The 12,237-nt window shown below is 54.5% G+C and carries 12 protein-coding genes; 2 read left to right on the top strand and 10 right to left on the bottom strand.

Annotated features, from left to right (window positions below):
• Positions 1-15 precede the first annotated feature (15 nt).
• On the bottom strand, positions 16-1,050 hold the full coding sequence (locus tag RAH39_RS06030) for a cysteine desulfurase family protein (RefSeq protein ID WP_306591904.1): 1,035 nt from the start codon (positions 1,048-1,050) through the stop codon (positions 16-18).
• 53 nt (positions 1,051-1,103) lie between these two features.
• On the opposite strand from RAH39_RS06030, the gene RAH39_RS06025 reads away from it, so the two are divergent.
• On the top strand, positions 1,104-2,018 hold the full coding sequence (locus tag RAH39_RS06025) for a 5'-nucleotidase (protein ID WP_306591903.1): 915 nt from the start codon (positions 1,104-1,106) through the stop codon (positions 2,016-2,018).
• Positions 2,019-2,349: 331 nt separating this feature from the next.
• Positions 2,350-3,474 (top strand): hypothetical protein, encoded by a 1,125-nt coding sequence (locus RAH39_RS06020; RefSeq protein ID WP_306591902.1) that lies wholly within the window; start codon positions 2,350-2,352, stop codon positions 3,472-3,474.
• Positions 3,475-3,666: 192 nt separating this feature from the next.
• Here the strand turns inward: RAH39_RS06020 and RAH39_RS06015 are convergent, their stop codons facing one another.
• From RAH39_RS06015 to RAH39_RS05980, 9 genes are all read right to left on the bottom strand, one after another.
• The gene (locus RAH39_RS06015; protein WP_373467345.1) at positions 3,667-4,074 is read right to left on the bottom strand and encodes an integrase core domain-containing protein; all 408 of its coding nucleotides are present in this window, start codon (positions 4,072-4,074) and stop codon (positions 3,667-3,669) included.
• A gap of 159 nt (positions 4,075-4,233) precedes the next feature.
• Positions 4,234-5,384 (bottom strand): IS3 family transposase gene (locus tag RAH39_RS06010; RefSeq protein ID WP_306591901.1). Its coding sequence is split into 2 segments (ribosomal slippage): positions 4,234-5,132 and positions 5,132-5,384, totalling 1,152 coding nucleotides; the frame shifts between segments, so codons are not numbered across the junction.
• A gap of 60 nt (positions 5,385-5,444) precedes the next feature.
• Entirely contained in the window at positions 5,445-6,191 is a 747-nt protein-coding gene (locus tag RAH39_RS06005; RefSeq protein ID WP_306591900.1) for an IS3 family transposase, read from the bottom strand.
• Positions 6,188-6,502, bottom strand: a complete 315-nt coding sequence (locus RAH39_RS06000; RefSeq protein ID WP_373467344.1) for a DUF1153 domain-containing protein — start codon at positions 6,500-6,502, stop codon at positions 6,188-6,190. The genes RAH39_RS06005 and RAH39_RS06000 overlap by 4 nt, the downstream gene beginning before the upstream one ends.
• Before the next feature lie 161 nt (positions 6,503-6,663).
• Positions 6,664-7,122 (bottom strand): TenA family protein, encoded by a 459-nt coding sequence (locus RAH39_RS05995; protein ID WP_306591898.1) that lies wholly within the window; start codon positions 7,120-7,122, stop codon positions 6,664-6,666.
• A 17-nt stretch (positions 7,123-7,139) separates the two neighbouring features.
• Entirely contained in the window at positions 7,140-7,928 is a 789-nt protein-coding gene (locus RAH39_RS05990; protein WP_306592109.1) for an RHS repeat-associated core domain-containing protein, read from the bottom strand.
• 793 nt (positions 7,929-8,721) lie between these two features.
• Entirely contained in the window at positions 8,722-9,636 is a 915-nt protein-coding gene (locus tag RAH39_RS05985) for an RHS repeat domain-containing protein (RefSeq protein ID WP_306592108.1), read from the bottom strand.
• A gap of 183 nt (positions 9,637-9,819) precedes the next feature.
• Entirely contained in the window at positions 9,820-10,002 is a 183-nt protein-coding gene (locus RAH39_RS14070) for a hypothetical protein (RefSeq protein ID WP_373467343.1), read from the bottom strand.
• A gap of 44 nt (positions 10,003-10,046) precedes the next feature.
• On the bottom strand, positions 10,047-11,957 hold the full coding sequence (locus RAH39_RS05980; RefSeq protein WP_306591897.1) for an RHS repeat-associated core domain-containing protein: 1,911 nt from the start codon (positions 11,955-11,957) through the stop codon (positions 10,047-10,049).
• Positions 11,958-12,237: the final 280 nt, after the last annotated feature.

The following is a 12,237-nucleotide window of genomic DNA, read 5'->3' as shown; positions in this document are numbered from 1 at the left end:
ACGTTCGCCTTGAGATCACGCCAGCCGCTTGAGGACCGCCGCCAGGGCCTCCACCTCGGCGGACTGCGCGTCGGGCAGCATCGAGACGCGGATCACCGACCGGGCCTCGTCCGCGGTGTAGCCCAGGGCCGTGATGGCGTGGCTGGGCTTCACGGATCCGCTGTGGCAGGCGCTTCCGGTGCTCACGGCGAATCCCGCCAGGTCCAGCCCGGCGTGGAGCGCCTCCCCGTTCCGGCCGCGGATCAGGAGGCAACTGGTGTTGGGGAGGCGCGGCTGGTTTCCGCCGACGACCTCTATCTCCCGGTTCCAGGAGAGGACTTCCGCCTCGAAAGCATCCCTCACCGGCGCCAGGGCGGCATTCTGCGCCTCGCGCTCCGCCACGTGCCGCGCCGCGACCGCCAGTCCCAGGATGGCGGGCAGGTCTTCGGTCCCGCCCCGCCGCCGCCGCTCCTGGGGACCTTCCATCACCGCCTCCCACGGCAGACCGGATCGCATCCACAGCAGGGCCGCCCCCCGCGGACCGCCCATCTTGTGCCCGCTGAACACCGCCGCGTCGCAGTCCGACAGGTCCACAGGCACCTTCCCCCAGGCCTGGGCGCAGTCCTTGATCCGCACGGCGTCCAGGGCCGGCGGCATGGCGTAGAGGAGGCCCGTCTCGTTGTTGGCGGCCATCTGGGCCATCGTCGCGCACTCGCCGGGCATCTCCGGCAGCCAGGCCACCCTGTCCCAGTCCCGCAGCGGATTCAGGCAGGCGCTGTGCTCGCCCGGGAACACCGCCGCGGGGCGGTCCCCCAGGGCGGGCTGAAGGCCGCGGATGAGCAGGTGCAGGGCTTCCGTAGCGCTGGCGCAGAACACCAGCTCCCCTGCGGCCACACCGAGGACCACCGCCAACTCCCGCCGGGCCTCCTCGATCCGGAACCGCGCCCGCTGCCCTTCGCGGTGCGTGCTGGTGGGATTGCCCCAGTCCTCCACCATCGCCCGCGCCACCGCCTCCACTGCCGCCGGATGGGGCGGCACGGTGGCGTTGGCGTCGAAATAGAAGCGCGGCATGACCCAGTTTACCGGGTGGCATTCCGCTGCCCCCTTTCCGCTACCCTACCCCCATGTCCCGGTCCCTCGCAGGCAAGCTCGTCGTCGCGATTTCCTCCCGCGCGCTCTTCGATTTCGAGGAGGAGAACCGGGTATTCGAGGAGGGGGACGATCGGCCCTACATGCAGCTCCAGCTGGAGCGGCTGGACCAGCCCGCCCGCCCCGGCGTCGCCTTCCCGCTGGTGAAGAAGCTCCTCGCGTTCAACACCGGCGGACAGCAGCGGGTGGAGGTGGTGATCCTGTCGCGCAATGATCCCGTGAGCGGGATGCGGGCCTTCCGCAGCGCCCTCGCCGCGGAGCTTCCCATCGAGCGGGGCGTGTTCACCCGCGGCCGGGATCCCTTCCCGTACCTTCGGTCGCTGGGCGCCACGCTGTTCCTCTCCGCCCAGGAGAAGGACGTCCGCGCCGCGCTCCAGGCGGGCTTCGCCGCGGCCCGCGTGTATCCGGACAGCGCCACCGCCGCCGACCGCCATCCCGACGAGATTCGGATCGCCTTCGACGGCGACGCCGTCCTGTTCGGCGACGAGGCCGAGCGCATCTACGCCGAAGGCGGCCTCGCCGCCTTCCAGGCCTACGAGATCGAACGGGCCGCGGTCCCCCTCCCGGCGGGGCCCTTCAAATCGCTCCTCCAGGCCCTCCAACCCCTTCAGGAGATGGCCGCCGACGCGCCCATGCGCCTCCGCACCGCCCTCGTCACCGCCCGCAGCGTCCCCGCCCACGAGCGCCCCATCCGCACCCTCATGGCCTGGAACATCCAAGTGGACGAAGCCATGTTCCTCGGCGGCCTCGACAAAGCCGACTTCCTCCGCGAATTCGAACCCGACTTCTTCTTCGACGACCAACCCGGCTACTGCGACACCGCCGCCAAAGTGGGGCCTACGGGGCACGTGGTGTCCGGGGTGAAGAACGAAGTGAAGGAGAGAAATTGAGGACTCAAGGGCATGTTTGTTGTGTCTGGGGTACCTCCGGTCATTGGCCGGAGTGCTTGAACCTTCAGCCAGTCCAATCAGTTCAATTCTTACGGCTCTAAAAGGGAACCTCCCTCGAATTCCAGGAGTTCCTAAACGCGCAGAATTGATATTAAATCTATCTTCGATTCATCTCTCACTAGGGACCTATCAACTCCCTCGCCTGTGATCAAGCAGCATCGCGGGAATAAAATCCAATTACCCCTGTGATTCGCATCACAACATCGTGAATAACGATGTCTGGGGACCCAATTTTCTGCTTTGATATCATCCGAAGTTTACAGGAGGACAGATGATGCTAGGCCTAAAATACATTTCAGGGCTATTTTCCTTGACCTTATGTTCATTATTGGTGGCCCAAAGTCATCCTACGGAGGATCTTAGAGGCTACTACAAGATCAATTTGACCTTAGCTGGAAATGCAAATTTCCGAGTTAAGAGGATGGATCTTCCCCTACTAAGTCCCACCCAAGTGACAGCAGGGCTTAGCTCGAATTTTTATGCAATTGAAGTCATAAAATCTGCATATAGTCCGCTTCTTCGAGATGCTGCTGTCAATCAAGTTCGTGAGTGGGTTACCGCCTACTACACCCAATACTATGGAACATATTATGGCGCCTATGCTGGCGCCTACTACGGCCAAATGCTTACCGGAGTTATTTCTGGTGTTGGATATGTATTAATGGCCCAAACATTGCTTGCAATAGCAAGTCAAAACAACGTTCAATCCCGCGAATATTTTGTATATATTCCAACAACCTCTGATTATTATTTTGATTTTTATTTCCCCGGAGATATTGATCACCCAACCAGCATGGCAAAAATTTTCAGGTGTAATGAGGACGGTTCACAGCCTCTGGTATTTAATTATGAGAATTCATATGGCAGCAATGCTCATATCACAAAGAAGATCACTTTGTCGCGAGGTATCCATAGGATAAACGTATCCATTGGTTCTGGTTCCTTATACTTTCATAGTGCGGGAACCTGTGATGGCGCAAGGCTCGATTCTTCAGAATACCTTGAATGGACAGAGCCCAATTTCCCTGTAACATCTCAAGATTATTCGCTATTATCATATTTACCTAACGTTGGAGAGGAACGCACATTTACTCTTAACACTCAATTACCCGGGAAGCCACAAGAAATCGGGGATGGGTCCGTTTCTTTTACAAATATCGCGCCGATTCTACCCGGATTTACCCCAGATAGAACCAATGCATCTTTAAGGCGCGACTTTTATGGAGAACCCACCGAAGAAGAGCTGGCTGAATTGGGAATTTGGCCTTACCTCAATATGAAGGCTGAATCATCAGGCACTCCCATAAATACTGGCGTGGGTGGTTCCTGGACAATTAAGCGTCTACCAGACTATACCACCAATACCACCATTAAAGGCATTTATCATCCATACTAATTAGTCAGCCCCTGAAAGCCCATCCAGTTCCAGCAGCAAATATAGGAAGGAGTCGGGGTTGGGCTGAGATTCGAGGAAGGCGATCAGCACGCTGGTCGCCTTCCTCCCTTTGCCCATAAACAGATATTCCGTCCCCGCTGAATGTAGTGTTCCCTGATAATTAGACTGACGTGCCCCCCACAATAGGTCCAATCAGAGTGAGCCTGTGGGGTTGAAAAGGATCTCGATGGGATTCGCGGAGGGAGCCGTAGGCGACCGGAGTGAATCCCATCGGCGCGCGGCGACGGCGGGTGGAAGCCCACCGAGGGCGCTGTGGGGTCTTCGATGATTGTAATCATCCATCCAAGCTTTTGTGATGGCTCTCGCCTCCCAGAGGCTGGAGAACCAGTGTTCATTGAGGCACTCATCCCTGAAACGTCCGTTGAAGCTCTCGCAGGTTCCGTTCTGCATCGGCTTTCCCGGCTGGATGAAGTGGTGATGGATACCGCGCTGATGACTCCATTGATCAAACGCTTTGCTGATGAACTCAGACCCATTGTCCGTCAGCACCTGTTCAGGTCGCCCCCGTTCCTCAATGACGTGGTCCAACACCCTTGTCACCCGAAGGCTCGGTAGGCTGGTATGTAATGACCCAGTGAAAGCTGCTCAGGATTGGTTGTTAAGCAGGTAGGTCTGACGGGGAGTGTTCATGCCAAGGGCCTGGTGGGGGCGCTCGTGGTTGTAGAAGTGGATCTGACGTGCCCCCCAGATTAGGTCCAATCAGGATGAGCCTACTGGGTTGAAAAGGATCTCGGTGGGATTCGCGGAAGGAGCCGTAGGCGACTGGAGTGAATCCCACCGACGCGCTGCTTCGATGGGGGTAATACCGCCCAGAGGTCCGTGGAGCCTGTAGTGATTGTAGTCATGGCGCCAGGCTTCCGTGATGATTCGAACTTCTCGTAGGCTGGCGAACCAGTGCTCGTTGAGGCATTCATCTCTGAACCGTCCGTTAAATCTTTCGCATGTTCCGTTTTGCATCGGCTTTCCGGGTTGGATGAGATGGTGCTCGATGCCTTGTTGGTGGCGCCACTGGTCGAAGACTCGACTGGTGAATTCGGGGCCATTGTCCGTAACGAGGAGCTCTGGGCGGCCCCTCTCATCAATGATCCGTTCCAACACCCGAGCCACCCGAAGGCTAGGAAGGCTTGTGTCTACCTCGATGGCCAGGCATTCCCGCGTAAAGATATCCACAACGTTCAGCGTCCGGATCGAACGGCCATCAGCCAGTGCATCCGAGGTGAAGTCCATGGCCCATTGCTCATTCGGCCGGGCCGGAACGCGCAGATCTCTCCGCATGCCCCCCTTTAGCCGCTTTCGAATCCGTTTTCGAACCGACAGACCCTCCTCCTTGTAGAGCCGGTAGATCCGCTTCACATTCACGGAGAAAGCCTCCCGGCGAAGCAGCATGTGCAGCCGCCGATAGCCGAACCGCTTGCGCTCTCCCGCCAGCTCTATCAGGCGCTTGCGTAGCTCCGTCCAGTCCACGCAACTGCTCGGTCGACGATAGGCCGACCGCGTGACCCCCAGCAGGATACAGGCCCGGCGCTCGCTCACGAACCGGCCTTGCACCAGATCTCGAACGGCCTGCTTTCGTGCGCCGGACCTCACCATTTTTTTGAGAGGAGGTGCTTCATCCCCTCAATCTCCAATTCCCGCTTCCCCAGGAGCCGCAGTAGCTGCGCATTTTCCTGCTCCAATTGCTTCAGTCGACGGGCGTCAGAGACCTCCATCCCCCCAAACTTCGCCTTCCATCGATGGAATGTCTGTTTGGAGATCCCCAAATCCCGGCATAAATCCGGAACCTTCTCTCCAGCCTCATGCCTTTTCAAGGCTCGAATGATCTGTTCCTCTGAAAATCGTTTGGCCTGCAACTTGTCCTCCTTTGGACGGGGGCAAGCTCATTCTCGCTGGACCTACTTCTCGGGGGCACGTCAGATCCAGTCGCCGACGACACGGGAGGCGTGCTGGAGGGTTTCAAAGCGGTGGTGGTGGACGCATTGCTCCTTGAGGGTGCGGATGACCCGTTCGCAGAGGCCATTCTGCTCGGGGGTATGGGGTGTGATGAATTCCTGGCGGAGGCCGTAGCTGCGGACGAGGGCGGTGTAGCTGCGAGAGGTGAATACGAGGCCATTGTCCGAGCGAAGGAGGAAAGGTTCGGCCACGCGGCCCAGGGTGCCGTAGCGGGTGATGAGGGCCTGCTCCAGGGCAGCCTCGGCGGTCCTGGACTTGCCGGATCGGGAGAGGTGCCAGCCAAGCAGTTCGCGGGTGCAACAGTCGATGACGAGGGCGAGGACGGCCCATCCGTCCCGTCCGGTCCAGATCCGGCAGAGATCCGTGGCCCAACGCTGGTCCGGCGCGGCGGCAATGGAGGGCTTGACCTCCACGCGGGGACGGAAGCCCGTCGGCCGCTTGCGGACCTGCCAGCCCATCTGCTGGAACACCCGCTGGACGGTGTTCTTGTTGAAACCGAGGAGGTGGGCCACCGTGCGATAGCCATAGGAAGGCTCCTGCTCGATGAGCGCCTTGATAGGCCGGACGAAGCGGTCCTGGAGAACGGGCGGCTTCTTTCGGGAGCGGTAGTACATCGTCCGCCTCGGCACCTCGAACCATTCACAAAAGCGGCTGAGAGGGATGGTGACCCCCTCGTCCTTCAGTCCCTGCCGGACCGCGGCGATCACTTCTCGTCCTCGCCCAGCAGGGACGCCGCTTTTTTTCGGGCGCGCAGCTCCAGCATCGCCTCACCATAAGCCTCCTGGAGATCCTTGAGCTGACGCTCGTACTGCTCCTTCACCTCCAGGGGCTTCGTCCGCAGCGCGTTCTCCATGCCGCGTTTGCCATCCTCCATCCATCCCTCGATCTCCGAGGGGGGAAGGTCGAAGGCCCGGCTGGCTTCCGCCACCGTCGTCTTCCCCTGGATGATCTCCAGCACCAATGCCGCCTTCCGGCGTGCCGTCCATCGTTTGATCTCGTCTTCCATGGCTCCACTCATGGGGGTCTCCTTTGGAGTATCCCCTGAGCAGCTTTTCACTGGGTCATTACAGTCATTGCCATGGGGTACCTCGCCGCAATCCTCGTGAAAGACATGTGCATGAGGGGTGATTACGAGAAATCACAAAAGAGATTCGCTCCTTCTTCTCAAGCTTCAACAGCCTAAAATGTAGCAATTATATCAATAGCAAATGTTGCAGGAATTTCAATATCCCCAAAGCCTTCGGATGCATCTTCAACAATGAAGCCGATCTCTTGGAGAAGGTTCTGTACGTTTTCGGGGAGCGCTCGCCTTTCCACTTCTCCAATTTCAGCCAACCTTTCCATCACAGCTTTAGTATCAATTTTGGATGCCATCAAAGAAAACCCCAATTTAATTAAGCGCGGAGTATCAAACAAAGGGTACGAGGTAAAAAAGAGCATGGCTCTCAATTTATTGACTTCCACTACTGATATAAAAGGTTTTTTATGCATTTCGAGCAAATAATTCAATATATCTTTAGTTAATTGGTTGTCTTCAACGACAAGTATGGCCTCAATTAACGTTTTGGCGTTATTACCAATAACTATAGATGGATCAACTAATGTGTAGAGAGCGTTAGATAATTGTTCTGTCAGCATGATTCACTCCTCTCTCCTTACTTGGTTTTGGTCCCAGTCCACTCATCAGGAAACCGGCGAATAGTGCCACTTTTGCCTACATGATCCTGGTGCTGATGAACAATCTCGCCATCCTTTGTTACCCGGTGTGTTTTCGAAATTGTCTGCCCATCTTCTTTCTCAATAATATGCTCAGACTTACCGCCATCTCTTCCTGGAGTTTTTCGTTCTTTTATTTCCTTCGTTGTTTTTCCTGTCTCATCACTGCCCTCTTTCGTGTCACCTTTCTTTGCCGCATCCGCATTGGCTTCCTTTGCCTTCTGTTGGGCCAATGCCGCCGGCGATGCATCGGATACCATAAGTAATGCGGCTACATAAGGGACTACTGCCGTTCCAGCAGTGTTAAGCGCTCCCATCAGCCATGAACCAAATTGGGCTACCAAACTTCGAGTTGCAACTGCTCCAACACTTCCGGCGACCGCCGTATTTGTCCGGGTCCTTTCAGTTTCCTTTCTTTTCTTTTGAGTATCGTCGTCCTGTAATCCCCTTTCATCATTATCCGCACCCTTTCGGGCGTGCGCATTGATGGCCTCTTCCATGCCCGTGGGATCGGTACTCATGATCGGCTTATTCCGCACGTAGCTATAGATATTCCAGCTCTGCGTGTCCTCGAAATGCTGATCCCGAGCTGGATCGGGGCTGGTGAACCTTCCCATCCACGGCATGTAGAACCGCGCCTGCATGTAGATCAATCCCGAGGTATCCGTCTGCTCGTGGTTCGTGTAGCCCTTCGAGCTGATGTAGCTGGAATTGCTCTGATCCAGCAGTTCCCCAAATGGGCAGATACTTCTGCCTCGACTCCACCTAACCTGTTGGCCCTATCACGTCCTCGGCCTTCCCAAGTGACACACCATCGTAATATGCATGCCTGCGGCTATCGATCTCCGCGGTACCGTAGGGTGACTGGCGTTCTATCCGCTCGCCCTCCCTCCATCATCAAAGAAGTCGAGATTTCTGAAATCAAATAAAAGCAGGAAAATCGATTGTCAAAAATCAGACGCGAGAGATTTAATCTATCCACAATGATTTATTTGCCATTAAATTATTTAGTTTTTTCAGAATCTCTTTTTACGTCTAAACGAGACCATGGAAAAAAGCCAATAAAAATTATAAAAGCATGCGAAAAGCATATAGTTAATATCTCATAAATTCCCAAATTAATTCTTGAAAAATCCCAGCCCGTTCCAATCATCAAGAGAATATACTGAAGTCCACAATCAAAAACAAAAGTAGATATAAATATTTTTTTAAACTCCGAAATGGAGAAGAGTCTTGAATATTTTTTATTGAAATCAAATTTAGCCGTAATTGCCGAAAGAAGAATTACAGGCATATTAACGTTAGTCGATCGCCAATCAGTAATATACATACATATATAGATAAATACCAATAGGCATAAATACATCAAGCAAAATATACCAATACATCTAATAATTGCTATAATAGTGGTCTTATGAGGAGGAATACCTTCCGAGGGGGAGCAGATAGGAGGAGAGGAATTAATTGTCGCCATACTGTCAACACCTTTTGAATTTATGAAATAAATTTAAATATTTATCACTACCTCGGAGTAAATTGAGTGGGAAAAGTTTTTGCAAAATCCTCTATCTGTTGGTTTGCCCATTTAATTTCACTAACTATAAGACCCGCAAAACTAGCAACTTCAGCCCCTGCGGCTTTTCCAAGACCATATAGAATCGCTGTTATTCCAGCATTTGTTGCCACCTGAGCTTTGGTCATATTCCCCGCATTAGCACTATTAATGTCTCCCAAAATGCTAGCAATTGGTGCCACTTTACCGGCGGATCCAGCAGCTTTTGCGACTGGCCCATCTCCCATCGATGCCACAATTTTTAAAGTATGAGATGTCGCTTTTATAGCAGTTGAAATTGTTGCTGCATTTGTCGAGGCAGAATCATTTGAGACAGATTGAGTTGTAGCAGGCATAAGTGGCTGGAAACTACCGGGAGTTAATGATGGAGCAATGCCTCCTGCAGGGATCATCTTTGTCCCTGGTTTAGGCTCTCCATCATTGGTATTTTTTGGCCGTCCCCTATCAACCTCAGCCTTCTTTCTTTTCTTTTGGGTATCGTCGTCCTGTAATCCTCTTTCATCATTATCAGCACCCTTTCGGGCGTGCGCATTGATGGCCTCTTCCATGCCCGTGGGATCGGTGCTCATGATCGGCTTGTTCCGCACGTAGCTATAGATGTTCCAGCTCTGCGTGTCCTCGAAGTGCTGGTCTCTGGCGGGATCGGGGGACGTGAACCGTCCCATCCACGGCATGTAGAACCGCGCCTGCATGTAGATCAATCCCGAAGTATCCGTCTGCTCGTGGTTCGTGTAGCCCTTGGAAATGATGTAGCTGGATCCGCTCTGATCCAACAGTTCCCCGAACGGCAGATACTTCTGCCGGGATTCTACCTGCCCCGTCGGTCCGGTCACGATCCTCGGGCTCCCGAGATGATCGACCATTGTCACGTGCATGCCAGCTGCATCGATCTCCGCGGCCTCCCTCGTTCCCAGATACAGGATGTCCCGCTTCCAGGTCAGCGTGCCCTTATTTGAGTCTCTCACATCTTTTTAGCATCCAGATAAGATCAGGGGAAGATTTCGTAAAATAATAAAAATTTGCACTTAAGATTGACGACTATAGAGCTAACGATGAACCCAAATTGACCATAGAGCTATAAAAAACAAAAGTAGCGCAACACTTCCAATTAAGATATAGCGACGAGCATCTTCCCAAAGTACGGTTCCCCGTCGAATCTTGTAAACCTGCAGTACACACCTAATCACCACAAATAAACTTAAACATACATAAATAAGGATGAGTGGCATCCCCGGATACCCACTCCTTGAAGGTGACTCCATTACCGTCCCGATTACCATCTAATGTACCCTCCACCCCCCACAGCGCCAGGTCCGGCATGCCCCTCCCAATAAACTCCTATCCAACCAGGCCCACTCACTATCCCAAGCTGAGTACCTGCGAGCGGCCCGGCACTTAGGCTAGCACCTCCAAAAACAAACCCTCCACTCAAGACTCCTCCACTTTTTACATTTTCAACAGTAGTGATCTTGCCACCACCTAGAACCGCCACTTCACCGCCGCCCCACGCCTCTGTCAATAGGCCTGTGCTATGCCCTTCAGCTGTGTCGATTTCATGTATCGCTCCATGAAAAAATCCCGCCACAGCCCCGTCAGCTTCAACTCCTCCAAAACCGAATACGCCAGCATGAATTCCTCCAGACTCTTTTTCTGGGGTTTTTGGCTTTACTGGTGCTTGCGGCTTTGCTGATTTGTCTTCCGAAGGAGTAACTGGGGTTAATGAGGGTGCTTTCCCTCCTGGCGGAATTATTCCGGGGGCTGGTTTAGGCGCACCATCATTGGTACTTTTTGGCCGCCCCTTATCAACCTCAGCTTTCTTTCTTTTCTTATGAGTATCGTCGTCCTGTAACCCTCTTTCATCATTATCCGCACCCTTTCGGGCGTGCGCATTGATGGCCTCTTCCATGCCCGTGGGATCGGTGCTCATGATCGGCTTGTTCCGCAGGTAGCTATAGATATTCCAGCTCTGCGTGTCCTCGAAATGCTGGTCCCTTGCCGGATCGGGACTGGCGAACCTCCCCATCCACGGCATGTAGAACCGCGCCTGCATGTAGATCAATCCCGAGGTATCCGTCTGCTCGTGATTCGTATAGCCCTTCGAGCTGATGTAGGTCGATCCGCTCTGGTCGAGCAGTTCTCCGAAGGGCAAGTATTTCTGCCGGGATTCCACCTGCCCCGTCGGTCCGGTCACGATCCTCGGGCTCCCAAGATGATCGACCATTGTCACGTGCATGCCGGTCGCATCGATCTCCGCGGCCTCCCTCGTTCCCAGATACAGGATGTCCCGCTTCCAGGTCAGCGTTCCGCTCTCCGTGACGGTGACCGTCACCTGAGCGCTGTCTGCCCCTGCACTGTTATTCACCACGAGAGTGTAGATCTGAGTGCTCGCGGGAGCTACCACGAGGCTGCTCGTGCTCATGGCCTGCCCATTCAGAGTGATCGAATCCGCCCCCTGAACGACCCAGGCAAGTGTCGAGCTGCGCCCCTTGGTAATGCCGCTCGGGCTGGCCGTGAAGCTCACGATCACGGGTTTCTGCGTCACGGAGATGCTCACCTGGGCACTGGTCGTGCCTCCCAGGTTGCTCGCCGTGATCGTGTAGGTCGTATTCGACAGCGGCGTCACGGCCAACGATCCGGATGCCCCCACCCCTCCGATCCCATTGTCGATCGTTACCGAGGTCGGATTATTGGTGATGCTCCAGCTCAGCGTCGTACTGTTCCCCACATTCACGCTCGTCGGACTCGCACTGAACGAAATAACCGGCTTCTGGATCACCGTCACCGCTGCGCTTGCGGTCACCGACTTGCTCGGGTCCAGATTGTTCGTTGCCGTCAGCGTATAAGTGGTGCTTGTTCCGGGCACGACCCACATCGAGCCGCTGGCGGGCACGCTGCTTCCCGACAGCGTCACCGTCACATCTCCCACACTGTTGGTGACATTCCATCTCAGCGTGGTTCCATTTCCAACGCCGATGATCGCGGGATCCGCATAGAACGCCGTGATCGTCGGCACCGTCGGCCTCGGATTCACCGTCACCGTGGCGCCGGCAGTTCGGGTGACGCTCACCCCGTTCAGGCTGTTCGTCGCCGTCAGCGTGTAGGTCGTCGTTCCACTCGGACTCACCCACCTACTGTTCGTTCCGATCACGCTTCCGATCCCCTGATCGAGGGAAAGGGAATGCATTTCCCCATATACCGAAAAGCTTTGCCCAGATTCACATCGAAATCTCCCAAAACCGAGAGACTATAAGAACAAAATTGTGATCTATGGGATCTCATTTTACTATGATTGGAGCTTTTTCTGGTTGCGTCTCTATTGTCTCTATTATTACCATTCTTGAAGGTTCAAATTCTGTCTCCAATTCATCCATCGTTGTTCCACTTGGTAAAATTTTTAAAATTACACAACAGATTCAATAGCCCGTGGTTATTTGGTTAAAATACCTATTTTTTACGAGGGCAGT

The organism is Geothrix sp. 21YS21S-4 (genome assembly GCF_030845995.1).
Classification (GTDB): Bacteria; Acidobacteriota; Holophagae; order Holophagales; family Holophagaceae; genus Geothrix.
This window is presented reverse-complemented; position numbering and strand designations above follow the sequence as displayed.

Bases quoted from the DNA above. Each gene is read 5' to 3' on its own strand.
- RAH39_RS14070 (WP_373467343.1), bottom strand. From the start codon at position 10,002: ATGCCACTCATCCTTATTTATGTATGTTTAAGTTTATTTGTGGTGATT.
- RAH39_RS05985 (WP_306592108.1), bottom strand. From the start codon at position 9,636: ATGGTCGATCATCTCGGGAGCCCGAGGATCGTGACCGGACCGACGGGG.
- RAH39_RS06030 (WP_306591904.1), bottom strand. From the start codon at position 1,050: ATGCCGCGCTTCTATTTCGACGCCAACGCCACCGTGCCGCCCCATCCG.
- RAH39_RS06000 (WP_373467344.1), bottom strand. From the start codon at position 6,502: ATGAGTGGAGCCATGGAAGACGAGATCAAACGATGGACGGCACGCCGG.
- RAH39_RS05980 (WP_306591897.1), bottom strand. From the start codon at position 11,957: ATGCATTCCCTTTCCCTCGATCAGGGGATCGGAAGCGTGATCGGAACG.
- RAH39_RS06025 (WP_306591903.1), top strand. From the start codon at position 1,104: ATGTCCCGGTCCCTCGCAGGCAAGCTCGTCGTCGCGATTTCCTCCCGC.
- RAH39_RS05995 (WP_306591898.1), bottom strand. From the start codon at position 7,122: ATGCTGACAGAACAATTATCTAACGCTCTCTACACATTAGTTGATCCA.
- RAH39_RS06020 (WP_306591902.1), top strand. From the start codon at position 2,350: ATGATGCTAGGCCTAAAATACATTTCAGGGCTATTTTCCTTGACCTTA.